The sequence below is a fragment of the Streptomyces sp. NBC_01077 genome, assembly GCF_045162855.1.
Classification (GTDB): Bacteria; Actinomycetota; Actinomycetes; order Streptomycetales; family Streptomycetaceae; genus Streptomyces.
The window spans coordinates 1,569,523-1,585,980 of record NZ_CP108669.1; the positions used below are offsets into that span (position 1 = coordinate 1,569,523).

Below are 16,458 nucleotides of genomic sequence, written 5' to 3' on the forward strand. Positions count from 1 at the left end.
AGTCTGCCTCCCTCGCCGCCGGCAACTCTACCGGGGCACCGGGTACGGACAGGGCCGGGGCGCATCGCCGCCCCGGCCCCGTCGGCCCGTCGACCGGTCGGACGGTCGAGTGGCCGAGTGATCGTTACGGTGCCATCTCGTACGTGCCCGACAGCGCTTCGACGCGCTCCCAGACCCGGGCCGAGCGGGCCTCGTCGACGACCGGGCGCCGTACGGCCCCCAGCGCCCAGAGCTGCTGCTGCTCGGTGGCGGAGTCCTTGCCGTGCAGCTCGACGGCGTGGGCGGAGAAGTCGCGTACCAGCACGGCGAACAGCTCGTCGAGGACGTCCTCGTCGAGATCCGTCAGGCGCGCCTGCTCCAGGACCAGCTGGCCGTGGACGACCAGCGCGAAGAGCTGGCCGACGGCGAGGAGGAGGTCGAGGTCGCGGCTCTGCGCCTCGTCGGGCGCGGCGGTGCGGACGAACTCGCAGAGGGCGTCGGCCTGTTCGCGGAAGCGGGCGACGTTCGCGACTCCGGCGTACGCGTCGTAGGCCGGGCGCCAGTCGTGGAAGCGGACGGATCCCAGGCCGCGGGCCGGTCCCTGGCGGAAGAGGAAGGTGTCGTCGGCCGCGTCCAGGCGGGTCGGAACGGGCTCGTAGCCGGCCGGGTCGAGCAGGTGGTTCCGCATGAACTTCAGGATCAGCGCCAGGTTGACGTGGACCGTGCCCTCCAGCTTCGGGAGGCCCCGGATCTCGACGGCCGCCTGGGCGAAGTAGTTGTCCTTCTCGAAGCCCTTGGCGGCGATGACGTCCCACATCAGGTCGATGACCTTCTCGCCCTCCGTGGTCACCTTCATCTTCGTCATCGGGTTGAAGAGGAGGTAGCGGCGGTCGTCGGGACCGGCGGAGCGGAAGTAGTCGACGGCGCGGTCGCTGAACAGCTTCATGCCGACGAGCCGGACGTACGCGTCGGCCAGCTCGCGCCGCACGTGCGGGAAGGCGGTGACCGGGCGGCCGTAGAGGATGCGGTTGTGGGCGTGGGTGACGGCCTCGTACATCGCGTGTTCGCAGATGCCGATCGAGGCGGTGCACAGGTTGAACTTGCCGACGTTGACGGTGTTGAGGGCGGCGTCGAAGGCGGCGCGGCCGGTGTGCAGGACGTCCTCCGCCGCTACGGGATAGTCCTCCAGGCGGAACTCGCTGACGTACTTCGAGGAGTCGACGACGTTCTTGACGAGGTGGTACGCCGGGTGGCGGCTGTCGGCGGCGAAGAAGACGTAGCCGTCGGGGCCCTCGATGTCGGTGCGGCGGCCGAAGACGGAGACGAGTCCGGCCGCGTTGCCGTTGCCGATGTAGTACTTGGAACCGGTGGCGCGGAAGCCGCCGTCGGCCTCGGGCTCCAGAAGCATGTCGGTGGAGTAGATGTCGGCGCCGTGGGTCTTCTCGGAGAGGCCGAAGGCGAACACCTCGCCCTGCGCCAGGAGTTCGGCGGCACGGGCGCGGGCGGCTGCGTTGTCGCTCTGCCAGACCGGGCCGAGGCCGAGGATGGTGACCTGCCAGGCGTACCAGTAGTCGAGCCCGTAGAAGCCGAGGATCTCGTTGAGGGCGGCGATGCGGGCGGTGTCCCAGCGCTTGTCCTGCTGCCCCTCGGGGGCGTCGGCGGAGGGCGTCAGGAAGGTCTCGAACAGGCCTTCCTTGGCGGAGAAGGCGAGGAAGTCCCCCAGCCAGGCCCGGGTGCGGTAGTCCTCGATCAGCCGGCGCTCGCCGCGCTCCTCGAACCAGTCGACGGTGGCGCGCAGCAGCCGCCGGGTCTCGGGATCGAAGTGCGCGGGGTCGTAGGTGCGCGGGTTGAACAGCAGCGAGTCGGCCATGTGCTCCATCTTTCGGTCCGGTGGACGAGGGGGGTCGTGACGGTTCGGGGGCGCGTCTCAGCGCGCGGCGGCGAGCCGGTGGAGGGTGGCGAGGACGTCGTCGAGCCAGGCGAGCGTCATCCGCTCGTACGCGATGCCGCCGCGCAGCACGACGTGCTGGAGCTCCCGCCCCGCGTCGAGCGGGCCGTCGGGAGAGCCATCGGGAGGGCTGCCGAGAGCGCTGCCGGGCAGGCCGTCGGCCGCGCCGGGCGCCTCCGCCCTCGCCTCCGCCTCCGCTCCCGTGAAGTCGCGTTCCTCGCCGGCGAGGTAGTGGGCGAGCCGCTCGGCGTGTGCGCGCCGGTGCCGCTCCACCTCCTGGATCAGCGCGGCCGGGTCGTCGAAGGCCGCGCCACGGATCTTCACGGCGAGGTCGTGCCGGATGCTCTCGGGCTCGACGGGTTCGTGCAGCCAGGACGACAGGGCGGCCCGCCCCAGGTCCGCGACGGAGTACTCCTTCTTGTCCGGGCGGCCGTGCTGCGGCACGTCCCGCACGTCGACCCAGCCGTCGTTCTCCATCCGCTTGAGCACGCGGTAGATCTGCTGATGACTGGCGGTCCAGAAGTACCCGATGGACCGCTCGAAACGCCGGGCCAGCTCGTAGCCGGATCCGGGCTTCTCCAGCAGGGACACAAGAATCGCGTGTTCGATCGCCACACCCGGAATCCTTCTATGCAACTCGTTGCATAGGCAAGTCCACCCGCCCGGGTGAGACGCGGCTCACCGCGGGAGGTGGCCCGCTCGCTACGCCGTGGTGCGTTCGGCTCCGGACCCCGGTCAGCTGCGGGCGGCCGCCCTGTCGAGTTCCTCGTCGAGGGCCATCGCCGCGGTGATGAGGGCGAGATGGGTGAACGCCTGGGGAAAGTTGCCGAGTTGTTCGCCCGTGGGACCGATCTCCTCCGCGAAGAGGCCGACGTGGTTGGCGTACGTGAGCATCTTGTCCATGGCGTAGCGGGCCTGTTCGAGGCGGCCCGCCCGGGCGAGGGCCTCCACGTAGAGGAAGCTGCAGAGCGAGAAGGTGCCCTCGGAGCCGCGCAGGCCGTCGGGGGACGCCTCGGGGTTGTAGCGGTAGACGAGGCTGTCGGTGACGAGCTCGCGGTCCATGGCGTCGAGCGTGGAGAGCCACGAGGGCGCCCTCGGGGAGATGAAGCCGACCAGTGGCATGAGCAGCAGGGACGCGTCGAGCACCTCGCTGCCGTAGTGCTGGACGAACGCCTTGCGCTCGGGATTCCAGCCGCGTTCCATCACCTGGACGAGGATCGCGTCCCGTTGCGCGGTCCAGCGGGTCAGATCGGCGGGGCGCGCGTACTGGGTGGCCAGGCGAATGCCTCGGTCGAGGGCCACCCAGCACATCATCCGGCTGTACGTGAAGTCCTTGCGGCCGCCGCGGGTCTCCCAGATGCCCTCGTCGGGACGGTCCCAGTTCTCGGAGAGCCAGTCGAGGAGTGCGGCGAAGCCCTTCCACCCTTCGTAGCCGGCCAGTTCGACCAGGTCCGTCGAGTGGGTCATCGCGTAGGCGAACTCGCCGTAGATGTCGAGCTGCAGCTGGTCGGCCGCCCCGTTCCCCGCGCGCACGGGAGAGGAGTCACGGTAGCCGGACAGGTGCTCCAGGATCTCCTCGGTGAGGTGGGGATCGCCGTCGACCCGGTACATGATCTGCATCGGCTCGCTGCCGGGCGGGCGGGGCACGCGCAGCCGGTCACCGAGCCAGTGGCGGAAGGCGTCGGCCTCCTCGACGTAACCGAGGTCGAGCAGGACACGCACCGAGAAGGACGCGTCGCGGATCCAGGTGTAGCGGTAGTCCCAGTTCCGCTCGCCGCCGATCTGCTCGGGGAGCCCCATGGTGGCGGCGGCGATCGGCGCGCCGGACGGGGCGTAGATCAGCAGCTTCAGGGTGATGGCCGAGCGGTTGACCATGTTCTGCCAGCGGCCCCGGTAGCGGCAGCGGCGGATCCACCCGTGCCAGAAGACGCGGGTCTCCTCCAGGGCCGCCTCCACCGCCTGCGCGGTGACCGGCTCGGGGGCGGCGGCTCCCGGCGAGGAGGTCTCCAGGACGATTCCGGCGGTCTGCCCCTGCCGGAGGGTGACGGTGGCATGGACGTCCTGCCCGTCGGCGTCCAGGGGGACGCTGCTCCGCAGGTGGACGTCGAGGCCGGGGCCGTGGAAGGTGGCGGCGTCGCCGTCGAGCGTGAGGGTGTGCGGCGCGCGCCCGTAGTCGAATCGCGGCCGGCACCGCACGTCGAAGGTGAGGGTCCCGCGCACCACGCGCAGGACCCGCACGAGGCGGTGCCGGTCGGTGGGGACGTCCGGCCGGTCGTTCACCGGCATGAAGTCGACGACCTCGCCCACCCCCTCCGGGGTGAGGAACCTGGTGATCAGGACGGCCGTGTCGGGCAGATAGAGCTGGCGGACGGTCATGTCGTCGTGGGCGGGAGCGATCGTGAAGTGGCCGCCGCGCTCCTGGTCGAGCAGCGAGGCGAAGATGCTCGGCGAGTCGAAGCGGGGTGCGCAGAACCAGTCGACCGCGCCGTCGTCGGAGATCAGGGCGGCGCTCTGCAGGTCGCCGATCAGTCCATGGTTCGCGATCGGGGGGTATTCGGGCACCAGCGACCTCGATTCTCCCGCAGCGCCGGACCTTCGGTGCCACTCCTCGGGTCCACGCAACCCGTAGCGGGCCGCTTCGGCAACGCGAAGGGACCGACCGGGCGAACCCCGCGTACACCCCGTCCCCCGCGCGCACTCCCCTCTCTGTAGTCCGACCGGTCGGTATGTCGCTCGTGACTGCCGGACGCCCGGCCGGCGGGCGCCTCGCGGAAGCGCCGCGGGGAGCGCACCCCACCCGCGCAGCCCCCGGCTATGACGGGAACCGGACACCCTGCCCGCCCGGACGGAGGGCGCGATTCCGGCATTGAGGGGCGTCCGCAGCTGGACCACGACCCCGTGGGCGCCCTTCTCGCCGCAACCGGAGGGACACTCGCACGGCCCGGACGCCATCCGAGACCGCGACCGGATCTGTGCGCGCGCCACTCCCCCGGCGAAGATCCCCGGGGTCCGCCCGCCGGGCTGCCGTTCCGGCGGTGCGCAAGGCGCGGAAGCGGGAGGTTCCGGCGGGTTGAACTGGGGAATCGGTAGAGACCCTTCCGGTTTCTCGGCCGGACGGTTCCTCATCGACTTGCGTCGCACAGGCGGCATCTAAAGGGGTGTCAGCAAATTTCCGCAAGCGTTTGCGTGACCCCACCGGACCGCTCCGGCCACGACCTCCACTCGGAGCGGATGGACACCTCTCGACCCTTGGACCACCTGAACGCGCGTAGATAGGCCGAAAGGCGTTCTTGCCGCGAGGCCGCCCGGATTCGAGGATTCCCCTGTCGAGATTGACAGGTCCATGGCAACCACAACTCCCCTGCCAGGACCTGCCCGCTCGGCACCGACGGGATCGCCCACCCAGCGATTCCCCCACTCCCCCACCGGAGGATCCAGTGAACCTCAAGCGTCTGTCCCCCCTTGGCGGCGCAGCCAAGGGCGCACGGCTCGTCGCCGTGGCTTCCGCCCTGCTCGCCGCCTCGGCGCTTGCCGTCCCCGCCTCGTCCGCCTCCACGGCCGTGGAGGGCCGGGCCACCGCCTCCCAGCTCGCAGCCGCCGACCAGGCCGTACGCGGGGCCGACGTGCCCGGCACCGCGTGGTACACCGACCAGGCGACCGGGAAGGTCGTCCTCACCGCCGACTCCACCGTCTCCGCCGCCGAGATCGCCAAGATCAGGAAGGCGGCCGGCGACCGCGCCGCCGACCTGGAGATCAAGCGGGCGCCCGGCACGTTCAACAAGCTCATCGCCGGCGGCGAGGCCATCTACGCGGGCGGCGGACGCTGCTCGCTCGGCTTCAACGTCCGCAGTGGCTCGACCTACTACGCCCTGACGGCCGGTCACTGCACCAACATCGGCAGCACCTGGTACACCAACTCGTCCAGCACCACGGTGCTCGGCACCCGGGCCGGTACCAGCTTCCCGACCAACGACTACGGCATCATCCGCCACTCCAGCGCCTCGGCCGCGGACGGCCGCGTCTACCTCTACAACGGCACCTACCGCGACATCACCGCCGCGGGCAACGCCTCCGTCGGCCAGTCGGTGCAGCGCAGCGGCAGCACCACCGGTGTGCACGGCGGAACCGTCACCGGCCTCAACGCGACCGTCAACTACGGCGGTGGCGACATCGTCTACGGTCTGATCCAGACCAACGTCTGCGCCGAGCCCGGCGACAGCGGCGGCGCGCTCTTCTCCGGCACCACCGCGCTCGGCCTCACCTCCGGCGGCAGCGGCAACTGCTCCAGCGGCGGCACCACGTTCTTCCAGCCGGTGACGGAGGCACTGAGCGCGTACGGCGTGAGCGTCTTCTAGCTCCCGCGGCCCAGGGCCCCACAGGATCCGCGGAGGCGGCGGCCTCCGCGGATCACTTCGGTCGGTTGCCATCCCCTGTAGTCGCCGCCCACCGCCGGCAGGTTGCCGAGTCAGCGATCCAGTTCCTCGTGGGCGGTCTCCGGCAGCCGGAGGTACACCACCGAGGAGACGAGGCACAGGGCGGCCACGTACCAGGGGAAGAGACCGGGGCGGTCCAGCTCCTTGAAGAGCGTCCCGACGTACGGTGCCGTGCCTCCGAAGAGCGCCACCGTCAGCGAGTACGGGAAGCCGATCCCGGCCGCCCGCACGCGCGCGGGGAACATCTCGGCGTTCACGGCGGCCGAGATCGAGGTGAAGCCGGTCAGCAGCACCATGCCCGCGCACTGCACCAGGAGGAGGGAGAGGAACGAACCGTCGAGCGCCCGCAGCAACGGCACACCGAGGACCGCGAAACCGATGCCGAAGAAGAGCAGGGACGGTTTGCGGCCGAACCGGTCGGAGAGCAGTCCGCCGACCGGTTGCAGCAGCGCGAAGAACGCCAGGGAGAGAGTCCCGGCGAGCAGTGCGTCCGCCTTGTCGATGCCGGTGTTGAGTGTCGCGTACGTCGGCAGGTACGAGGTCCACGTGTAGTACGCGAGGGTGCCGCCGGCCGTGATGCCGCCGATCAGCAGCGAGGCGCGGGGGTGGTGGCGCAGTGCGTCGAAGAGCCCCGGCCGGGGGGCCTCCCGCTGTGCGACGCTCCGCGTCTCCTCCGCGCCCCGGCGGATCCAGAAGCCCGCGAGGCTGAACACCGCGCCGAGCAGGAAGGGGATCCGCCAGCCCCAGTCGTTCATCCGGTCGTCGCCGAGCCGGCTGATGAGCAGGGCCGCGATGCCGGAGGCAGCGAGCTGTCCGGCGGAGGTGGAGACGTACTGGAAGGAGGAGAAGAGGCCGCGCCGGCCGGGTCCTGCCGACTCGACGAGGAAGGTGGTCGACGCCGCGAACTCCCCTCCCACCGACAGGCCTTGAAGGAGTCGGGCGATCACGAGCACGACGGGGGCGAGGACGCCGGCGGCGGCGTACGTCGGGGTGAGACCGACCAGCAGGCTGCTGCCGCCCATGAGCAGGATCGTGACGGTGAGGGCGGTCCGCCGTCCGCGCCGGTCCGCGAGCGCGCCCATGAGGAGTCCGCCGACGGGACGCATGAAGAAGCCGACCGCGAAGACGGCGAAGGTCGAGAGAAGGGGGACCAGGGAGTTTCCGGAGCTCTTGGGGAAGACCTGGTTCGCGAGGTAGGCGGCCAGGAAGGTGTACGCGTACCAGTCGTACCACTCCACCGCGTTGCCGACGGAGGCCGCGAGGAGCTGGCGTAACGGGCGCCGGGACGGACCTGCTGTCGGGACGGTGGAGTCGGGGGTTGCGTCGGGGCCTGTGCGGGGGGTGGGGTCGGGAGTGCTGTCGAGGCGCGTGGGAGGCGTGTCTGTCATGATCACGCCCTGCCCCGACTCGCCCCTCCGTACGCTTCAGTCGACCGGCCAGGTGTGGGCCGGCGCGTTCATGTGCATGTACTCGATGTACTGCCGCGTCATCCGCCGCAGCGCCTCGTGTCGGTCCACGTGGTCGATGTCGTGGATGTGGTGGAACATCTCGGACTGCCACACCGCGCCGTTGCGGCCGCTGACGCACCGCTGCTCGATGACGCCGAGGAGCGGCTCCCGCCTGGCCGCCTCCAGGCCCATCCGTTCGAGCCCGCGGTCCGCGAGCGGCAGCAGGCGCCGCAGTACCAGCTCGGTCACCGGAACCTCACCCATCCCGGGCCAGTACAGCTGTGCGTCGATGCCGTGGCGGGCGGCGGTGTGCAGGTTGTCCTCCGCCGCCGCGAAGGACATCCGCGACCAGACGGGCCGGTCCTCGTCGACCAGGGCCCGGATCAGCCCATAGTAGAGGGCGCCGTTCGCCAGCGTGTCGGCGACCGTGGGCCCGGCGGGCAGCACCCGGTTCTCCACGCGGAGGTGCGGGACGCCGTCGACCACGTCGTAGACGGGGCGGTTCCAGCGGTAGACGGTCCCGTTGTGCAGGGTGAGCTCGGACAGCCCCGGGGTCCCGCCCCGGTCGAACGTCTCCTCCGGGTCCTCGTCGTCACACAGGGGCAGCAGCGCCGGGAAGTACCGCCCGTTCTCCTCGAAGAGGTCGAAGACGGAGGTGATCCATCGCTCGCCGAACCACACCCGCGGCCGCACGCCCTGCACCTTGAGCTCGTCGGGCCGGGTGTCGGTGGCCTGCTCGAAGAGTGGGATACGCGTCTCGCGCCACAGCTCCTTGGAGAACAGGAACGGCGAGTTCGCCGCCAGGGCCACCTGCACGCCCGCCACGGCCTGCGCGGCGTTCCAGTAGTCCGCGAACTCGTCCGGCGACACCTGCAGATGGAACTGGGTGCTGGTGCACGCCGCCTCCGGCGTGATCGTCTCCGCGTGGGTCCGCAACCGCTCCACCCCGTCCACCGAGATCAGCAGGTCCTCGCCCCGCGCGGCGAAGATCTGCTCGTTCAGCAGGTGGTACCGGGGGTTCTCGGAGAGCGATTCGGGGCCCGCGTCCTTCAGCTCGAGCGTCGGCAGGATGCCGATCATGACCAGATGCGCGCCGATCCCCGCGGCCTGCTCCTCGGCGTGGTTGAGCGCGTCACGAATCTCCTGCTCCCAGGAGTCGGGGCCGCCGCCCGCGCTGAGCCGACGCGGTGCGAGGTTGATCTCCAGATTGAACCGGCCCAGCTCGGTCGACCAGGAGGGATCCGCGATCGCCTCCAGGACGTCCATGCTGCGCATGGCCGGTTCGCCGGCGGCGTCCACGAGGTTCAGTTCGATCTCCAGACCGACCTGCGGCCGCTCGAAGTCGAACCGCGACTCCCGCAGCATCCGGGCGAACACGTCGAGGCAGGAGTGCATCTTGTTCCGGAACCGGCGGCGGTCTTCACGGGTGAACTCCAGCGCCGGAACGTCACGTCCCATCGGTCCCTCCCGAGCTCGTCGGCACGGACCCCCACCCTCCAGCGTCCCACTCCCGGGGCGGCCCAACCACCGAAGCGGACCGGATCCGCTCGCGAGGAGCGCGTCGGCCCGCGAGGCCCCGGAAAGCCCCCGGTGCGTGTCAGTGCCCGGGCGTAGGCTTCGCTGAGTCGCCGTCGCTCGGTAGGGCCGGGGCGGGGCGGACGAAGCGGGATGGAACGGGGGCGGGGGCGTATGACGGCTGGGACGACCGGTACGGACGGCGCAGCGGGGACGGCAGGGTCGGCACCGAGGTGGGGATCGACCCTCGACTCCGTCGTCGTGTACGCGCGGGGGGCGCTCTCCCGCCGCCTGGCCCGGGGCAGCATGCCCCCGGACGGCCGGGTACGCGTCACCGGACTGCCGCGCACACTGGACCCCGGCTCGCTGCGGGCCCGGGTCCTGGGCGCCTCCGGGGTACGGGTCACCGAGGCCCGGGTGGAGATCGAGGCCGAGCCGCTCGGCGCCGCCACCGGCGCGCCCGAGGCGCTGCGTCGCGAGGTCGAGCGGCTGCGCGACGCGCACGCGGCGGCGGAAGGACGCCGGGACCGGCAGCAGAGACTGATCGCCGAGGTCGGCGGGGTGCGCCCGGTGCCCCCGACCCGCAAGCGCGACGACCCGCACCGCCGCACCCCGGTCGACGCGTGGCTGGAGCTCGCCGACTTCGTCGACGGGCGGCTCACCGCCCTGCATGCCCGCCTCGCCGAGCTGGAGGAGGCACTGCTCCACGCCGGTCACCGACTGTCCGTCGCGGCGGACCGACTCGACCGCGCTTCCACCGACGCCCCGTCGCCACACGTGGAGACCACGGTGTCCGCGGTCCTGACCCTCGTGGGGACCGGTGACCCCGAGCCGGAGGGCGGGCACCCGGCCGAGGTGGAACTGGAGTTGGAGTACGGGGTGCCCGGCGCCGTCTGGGTGCCGGCCTACCGTCTCACCCACCGTCAGGGCGACGGCACCGGCCGTCTGGTGCTGCGCGCCTCGGTCGCCCAGCGCACCGGCGAGGACTGGACCGGTGTACGCATCGCCCTGGCCACCGCCGACCTCGGGCGCCGCACCGACCTGCCGAAGCTCCGCTCGATCCGGATCGGACGCCGTCAGGCGGCGCCCGCGCCGTCCGGCTGGCGGGAGCCTCCGGCGGGGCTCGCCGACCTGTTCGCCGGATACGTGGCAGCCGGCCCGCGCCCTCTCACTCCCCGCGCGCCGGGGGCGGCCGGGGGCGATGCCTCCGTGCCCCCGGCTGTCGGGGGGAGCTTCGTCCCCGCTCCCGTACCGCCGCCGCTGGCGTCGACCTCCGATTGGCAGCTGGCTCCGCCCGCACCACAGGGCTACGGCGCACAGCTACCGGCGCCCGGCAGCGCGTACGGCTCCTCGCCCGAGGCCTTCCGGCGCGAGGCCCCCGACGTCGCTCGACGTGCGCCCGCGCAGCCGGGCGGCAGGCCACGTGGCGGCGGGGCGGGCTTCGCGGGCGCCCCGGCCCCCGCGGCGATGGCCCCTGCGGCTCCCGCGCCCCCCGGCGCGGCCGCGCCACCGCCCCCGCCTCCGCCGCCCGGGCCGCCTCGGCCGAGCGGCGACGAGCTCGACTACGCCGCTCTGGTGCTGTCCGGCCCCGACGAGCTGGGCGCGCGCAGAGGCCGTCTGTTCCCGTCATCGCCCTTCGACGCGGTGGCGGCCGAACACCGCCGTCACGCCGAAGCGGTGGCCTCGCTGCCGCTGCCCGGACACGCCGTGCGGCCCCGCGAGTCGGCGGGTTCCTTCGACCACCGCTTCGATGCCGCCGCCCGCGCCGACGTACCGTCGGACGGCACCTGGCACACCGTCACCGTCGGGGAGATTCCCGTCGGTCTGCGCACCGAGTACCTCTGCGTGCCGTCGGTGGAGCAGACGGTGTACGCGACCCTGGTGCTCTCCAACGCCACCGACCAGGCACTGCTCGCCGGGCCGGTGGAGGTCACCGTCGACGACGACTTCCTGCTGACCACCGCGCTGCCCACGCTGGCCCCCGGTGGCGTCCGCCGGGTGGGGCTCGGTCCTGCCGAGGGAATCCGGGTGACCCGCCGGACGAATCTGCAGGAGTCGACCGCCGGCCTGCGCAACAACGTCACCGTGCTCGACCACCGCGTCCATGTGGAGCTGGCCAACGGGCTCGCGAGGCCCGCGACGGTCGAGATCCGCGAGCGGGTTCCGGTCTCCTCCGACGCGGACATCCGCATCGAGGAGCGGGCCCGGTGGACGACGCCCGAGGACGGCGCGGGGTCCGAGCAGCATGCCCCGGGCACCCGCGTCTGGTGGGTGGACCTGCCCGCCGGTGGCACCGCCGCCCTCGACGGCGGTTACGAGATTCGCATCCCGGCCGGCAAAGCCCTGGTCGGCGGCAACCGCAGGAGCTGAGACACACCATGTCCACCGCCTCGAAGACGATCGCCGGCGCCGGCACGTCCGTGCCCGCGGCCCCCGTGCCCGTGACCGCCGCCCCTGTCACCGCCGTCACCTGCCTGGAGGACCGCGCCCACGTCGAGCGCGCCGTCCGGCTCGACCTGGCGGCCGGGGTCCAGCGGCTGCGCCTCGGTCCGGTCACTGCGCTGGCCGTCGACCGTACCCTCCATGCCGAGCTGACCTCCGGTCACCCGGCCACCGTGCTCGACGTGCGCGTCGTCCGCAGCTGGGAGCCGCGCGCGCCGCGGCCGCCGGCCGAAGACGACTCCGCGCTGCGCCACCGCGTCCACACCCTGGACGAGGAGCGACGCGCCCTGGAACAGCAGCGCGACCGGCTGCAGGCCCGCCTCGACCTGCTCGGCCGGCTCGCCGCCGACGTCCTGCGGGACATCGGTGAGGGCGCCGGCTCCGGGGAGTCCGAAGGGCCGCGCTGGGCCCGCGAACTGGACCGGGTGGACGCCGAGCGCGACACGCACGGCGAGCGGCTCCGTGCCACCGACGCCCGGTTGACCGCGCTCGCCGCCGAACTCGGGGAGATCCGGCGGGCCATGGACCTCTCCGAGGAGGAACCCGCCGAGCTGGTGGCCCATGTCGAGCTGACCGTGGAGGCCGCGGCCGCCGGGCCGGTGGGGCTGCGCCTGAGCCACCTCGTGCCGTGCGCGCTGTGGCGGCCCGCCTACCGGGCCGTGCTCGACGGTGCCTCCCTGACCCTTGAGACCGATGCGATGGTCTGGCAGCGGACGGGCGAGGACTGGAGCGACGTCAGGCTGACCCTGTCGACGGCCCGGTCGGCACTGGCCACCGAACCGCCGTCGCTCGGCGAGGACCGGCTGACGCTCAAGGAGCGCACGGCGTCGGAGCGGCGCACCGTCGACGTCGAGCTGCGCGAGGAGGAGATCGGCGACCTCGGTCCGGTGCCGGTCCTCGGCCTGCCCGGGGTGGACGACGGCGGCGAGACGCGCGTGCTGCACTCCCCCGTGCCGGTCTCCGTGCCCTCGGACGGTCGCGCGCACCGGGTGCCGCTCTCCGTCTTCGGCACGGCCGCGAGCAGCGAGTACGCCTGCTCTCCCGAGGTGTCGCCGCTGGTGACCCAGGTGGTGCGGTTCGACAACCTGTCCGGGCACGTCCTGCTCGCCGGGCCGGTCGACCTGGTCCGAGGCAGCGGCTTCAGCGGCCGGGGCACGCTGGACTTCACCACCCCCGGCGCCCCGGTCGAGCTGGCCTTCGGCAGCCGCGACGACCACCGGGTGGTCCGGGAGACCGAGGAGTCCCGCGACACCGCCGGGATCACCCAGCGGACCGTGGTCACCCGCACGGTCCGGCTGCACCTGTCCCGTTTCTCGGCCCCCGGGGAGTCGGACGAGCGCGTGGTCGTCCTCCGGGAGCGGATCCCGGTCTCCGAGGTGTCGGCGGTGGAAGTACGACTTCGCAAGGAGGCGTGCTCCCCGGCGCCCGACGCGGTCGACGCCGAGGGCATCGCCCGCTGGGACGTCGCCCTCCCGCCGGGCGGCCGCCGCACGGTCACCCTGGTGTACGAACTTTCGGCGAGCTCCAAGGTCGCCGGCCTCTGACGGCGATCCGCGAGAAAGGGCACCTCATAGGATTTCACTTTCCTCGCACGAATTCCGAGGCCTGAAAAGTCGTCGGCCGCCGAACCCGGCCGCCGATGCCTTTTCGGAATCCGCCTGCTTGTTACGCGGTGGTGCCCTGCGTGTTCTCTTAGCGGTGCGGTCCGCAGTGCGCGACCATACGGACGCCGAGTCGCCGTGCTCGACACCTGAAAAACGGACGACGTCACGAGCATGCGGCCGGCAGACGGAAACATCGCGACAGGAAGAAGGACGGACGTGTCCGGCAGCGAAAGCGAGAACCCGGCAATCCCCTCCCCGGCCCCCAAGGAGACGCCCCCCAGGACGAACCGGGACTGGTGGCCGAACCAGCTGGACCTCCAGGTCCTCCACCAGCACTCGCCCCAGGCCAATCCCATGGACGAGGACTTCGACTACGCGACGGAGTTCGCGACCCTCGACGTCGACGCGCTCAAGCAGGATCTCTTCGAGGTGATGACGGCCTCGCAGGACTGGTGGCCCGCCGACTACGGCCACTACGGGCCGCTCTTCATCCGGATGAGCTGGCACGCGGCGGGGACGTACCGCATCGAGGACGGCCGGGGCGGTGGCGGCTCCGGCGCGCAGCGTTTCGCCCCGCTCAACAGCTGGCCGGACAACGCGAGCCTCGACAAGGCGCGCCGACTGCTCTGGCCGGTCAAGCAGAAGTACGGCCGGAAGATCTCCTGGGCCGACCTCCTGGTATTCGCCGGTAACTGCGCCATGGAATCCATGGGATTCAAGACGTTCGGATTCGGCTTCGGCCGGGAGGACATCTGGGAGCCCGAGGAGGTCTTCTGGGGGCCCGAGGACACCTGGCTCGGAGACGAGCGCTACACCGGCGACCGGGATCTCACCGGTCCTTTCGGCGCCGTGCAGATGGGCCTGATCTACGTCAATCCCGAAGGCCCCAACGGCAATCCGGATCCGATCGCCGCGGCCCGGGACATTCGCGAGACGTTCGGGCGCATGGCCATGAACGACGAGGAGACGGCCGCGCTCATCATCGGCGGCCACACCTTCGGCAAGTGTCACGGCGCGGTCGATCCCTCGTGCATCGGTCCGGAGCCCGAGGCCGCCCCCATCGAGCAGCAGGCCCTCGGCTGGCGGAACACGTGCGGCAGCGGCAAGGGCGCCGACGCGCTCACCAGCGGCCTGGAGGGCGCGTGGACCACCGCGCCGACGGCGTGGGACAACGGCTTCCTGGACAACCTGTTCCGGTACGAGTGGGAGCTGACGACGAGCCCGGCCGGTGCTCAGCAGTGGACCCCCAAGGATCCCTCGGCCCAGGGCACGGTGCCCGACGCCCATGATCCGTCGAAGCGGCACGCCCCGATCATGCTGACGACGGACCTCTCGCTGAAGCTCGATCCGATCTACGCTCCGATCGCGAAGCACTTCCACGAGAACCCGGACAAGCTCGCGGACGCCTTCGCCCGCGCCTGGTACAAGCTGCTGCACCGCGACATGGGGCCCGTCTCGCGGTACCTCGGCCCGTGGATTCCCGCGCCGCAGCTGTGGCAGGACCCCGTCCCCGCGGCCGACCACGCACTGGTCACGGACGCGGACGTCGCCGAACTCAAGCGCCGGATCCTCGACTCGGGCCTTTCCGTCTCCCAGCTGGCCACCACCGCGTGGGCGTCGGCGGCGAGCTTCCGCGGCACCGACAAGCGCGGCGGGGCCAACGGGGCACGGATCCGGCTCGCCCCGCAGAAGGACTGGGAGGTCAACGACCTGCCCGAGATCGCCGGGACGGTAGAGGCCCTCGACCGGATCCGGCAGGAGTTCGACGACTCCCAGGCCGGCGGGGTGAGGATCTCGCTCGCCGACATGATCGTCCTGGGCGGCTGCGCGGCCGTCGAGCAGGCCGCGAAGAGCGCCGGGCACGGCATCACGGTCCCGTTCTCGCCGGGACGTACGGACGCCTCGCAGGAGCAGACCGACGTGGAGTCGTTCGCCGTGCTCGAACCGCGGGCGGACGGGTTCCGCAACTACCTCCGGGCGGGCGAGAAGCTGTCGCCGGAGACCCTCCTCCTCGACCGCGCCGCCCTGTTGACGCTGACGGCTCCCGAGATGACGGTGCTCGTCGGCGGCATGCGGGCGCTGAACACCGGCTTCGGGCAGTCCCGGCACGGAGTGTTCACCGACCGGCCGGAGACCCTGACCAACGACTTCTTCGTGAACCTGCTCGACATGAGTACGGAGTGGAAGCCGTCGACGGCGACCGAGAACGTCTACGAAGGCCGGGACCGCACCACGGGCGAGGCCAGGTGGACCGCCACCGCCGCCGACCTCGTCTTCGGCTCGCACTCCCAGCTCCGCGCACTGTCCGAGGTCTACGGGGCCCGGGACGCGGGAGAGAAGTTCGTACGTGACTTCGTCGCCGCGTGGGACAAGGTGATGAACCTGGACCGGTTCGACCTCTCCTGAACCAGGCGTCCCGGCCGGCCGGAGACCGGCCGGCCGGGACGGCACGAGTGAGGGCCGGGGCGGCACGGTCGGGGCAGGGAAAGGGGGCTCACTCCTCCAGGAGGCGGCGGGCTTCCGAGAGGAGGCGCAGGAGTTCGGTGCGCGCGGGGTCCTCGTGGGCGGCCGGCGCCGCCCCGCGTGGTGCGTGGGTGGTGAGGACGTTCAGAGCCACCGCGGCTTGCCGGGCGAAGAGGCTCAGCAGGTCGAGCTCGGACAGGCTGGACCGGGCCTGCGGAGAGGGGTCGAGGACCTCCAGTACGCCCAGGACCCGGTCCCCGTGCACGAGCGGGGCGGCCATCAACGCGTTCGGCACGAAGCCGGTGGACTCGGCGACGTCCCGGTCGAAGGACGTGCTGTCGTGCAGGTCGTCGACCACCATCGGCTCGCCCGAGGCGGCGACCCAGCCGGCGATCCCCCGGCCCGCCGGGAACCGCCGGCCCACCAGGAACTCCTGGCCCTGCCCGGAGACGGCCTCGAAGACGAGCTCGTCCGCTGCCGCCTCAAGGAGCAGGATGGAGCTCGCCTCGGCACCGAAGATGGCGCGCGCGGTGTCCACCACCGACTGCAGGAGCTCCGCCATGGCCGGATCGGGCCGGGGTGTGGGTGACATGGCGGGGGCGATCGTCTGAGCCATGGGGGTTCCC

10 protein-coding genes are annotated in these 16,458 nt (G+C 71.9%); 4 read left to right on the plus strand and 6 right to left on the minus strand.

The genetic code is table 11. From position 1 onward, the window contains the following. Positions 1–124 precede the first annotated feature (124 nt). The 3 genes from OG462_RS07065 to OG462_RS07075 form a co-directional block, all read right to left on the minus strand. Positions 125–1,849 (minus strand): acyl-CoA dehydrogenase family protein, encoded by a 1,725-nt coding sequence (locus OG462_RS07065; RefSeq protein ID WP_406055525.1) that lies wholly within the window; start codon positions 1,847–1,849, stop codon positions 125–127. A 57-nt stretch (positions 1,850–1,906) separates the two neighbouring features. Next, positions 1,907–2,542, minus strand: coding sequence for a PadR family transcriptional regulator (locus OG462_RS07070; RefSeq protein ID WP_406055527.1), 636 nt, complete (start codon positions 2,540–2,542; stop codon positions 1,907–1,909). 120 nt (positions 2,543–2,662) lie between these two features. Next, entirely contained in the window at positions 2,663–4,489 is a 1,827-nt protein-coding gene (locus tag OG462_RS07075; RefSeq protein ID WP_406055529.1) for a glycoside hydrolase family 15 protein, read from the minus strand. 875 nt (positions 4,490–5,364) lie between these two features. Here OG462_RS07075 and OG462_RS07080 point away from each other — a divergent pair. Continuing rightward, positions 5,365–6,282: a S1 family peptidase gene (locus tag OG462_RS07080; protein WP_406055531.1), complete on the plus strand. Its 918-nt coding sequence runs from the start codon at positions 5,365–5,367 to the stop codon at positions 6,280–6,282. A gap of 110 nt (positions 6,283–6,392) precedes the next feature. Here the strand turns inward: OG462_RS07080 and OG462_RS07085 are convergent, their stop codons facing one another. After that, on the minus strand, positions 6,393–7,748 hold the full coding sequence (locus OG462_RS07085) for an MFS transporter (RefSeq protein ID WP_406055533.1): 1,356 nt from the start codon (positions 7,746–7,748) through the stop codon (positions 6,393–6,395). A gap of 36 nt (positions 7,749–7,784) precedes the next feature. Then, positions 7,785–9,266 (minus strand): glutamate--cysteine ligase, encoded by a 1,482-nt coding sequence (locus tag OG462_RS07090; protein WP_406055535.1) that lies wholly within the window; start codon positions 9,264–9,266, stop codon positions 7,785–7,787. Positions 9,267–9,497: 231 nt separating this feature from the next. Between OG462_RS07090 and OG462_RS07095 the strand changes: the two genes are divergently transcribed. The 3 genes from OG462_RS07095 (at position 9,498) to katG (ending at position 15,775) form a co-directional block, all read left to right on the plus strand. Continuing rightward, positions 9,498–11,693 carry a DUF4139 domain-containing protein gene (locus OG462_RS07095; RefSeq protein WP_406055537.1) on the plus strand — a complete coding sequence of 732 codons (2,196 nt, stop codon included), beginning with the start codon at positions 9,498–9,500 and terminating at the stop codon, positions 11,691–11,693. 8 nt (positions 11,694–11,701) lie between these two features. After that, the gene (locus OG462_RS07100) at positions 11,702–13,309 is read left to right on the plus strand and encodes a mucoidy inhibitor MuiA family protein (protein ID WP_406055539.1); all 1,608 of its coding nucleotides are present in this window, start codon (positions 11,702–11,704) and stop codon (positions 13,307–13,309) included. A gap of 276 nt (positions 13,310–13,585) precedes the next feature. Further along, positions 13,586–15,775: a catalase/peroxidase HPI gene (gene katG / locus OG462_RS07105; protein WP_406055541.1), complete on the plus strand. Its 2,190-nt coding sequence runs from the start codon at positions 13,586–13,588 to the stop codon at positions 15,773–15,775. Between the two features lie 88 nt (positions 15,776–15,863). On the opposite strand, the gene OG462_RS07110 is transcribed toward katG, so the two are convergent. Then, complete coding sequence (locus OG462_RS07110) at positions 15,864–16,448, minus strand: GAF domain-containing protein (RefSeq protein ID WP_406055543.1); 585 nt, start codon at positions 16,446–16,448, stop codon at positions 15,864–15,866. Between the last annotated feature and the right edge of the window lie 10 nt (positions 16,449–16,458).

Excerpts from the sequence above, each read along its gene's own strand:
- OG462_RS07065 (WP_406055525.1), bottom strand. The coding sequence starts at position 1,849 with ATGGCCGACTCGCTGCTGTTCAACCCGCGCACCTACGACCCCGCGCAC.
- OG462_RS07085 (WP_406055533.1), bottom strand. The coding sequence starts at position 7,748 with ATGACAGACACGCCTCCCACGCGCCTCGACAGCACTCCCGACCCCACC.
- OG462_RS07090 (WP_406055535.1), bottom strand. The coding sequence starts at position 9,266 with ATGGGACGTGACGTTCCGGCGCTGGAGTTCACCCGTGAAGACCGCCGC.
- OG462_RS07095 (WP_406055537.1), top strand. The coding sequence starts at position 9,498 with ATGACGGCTGGGACGACCGGTACGGACGGCGCAGCGGGGACGGCAGGG.
- OG462_RS07100 (WP_406055539.1), top strand. The coding sequence starts at position 11,702 with ATGTCCACCGCCTCGAAGACGATCGCCGGCGCCGGCACGTCCGTGCCC.
- OG462_RS07110 (WP_406055543.1), bottom strand. The coding sequence starts at position 16,448 with ATGGCTCAGACGATCGCCCCCGCCATGTCACCCACACCCCGGCCCGAT.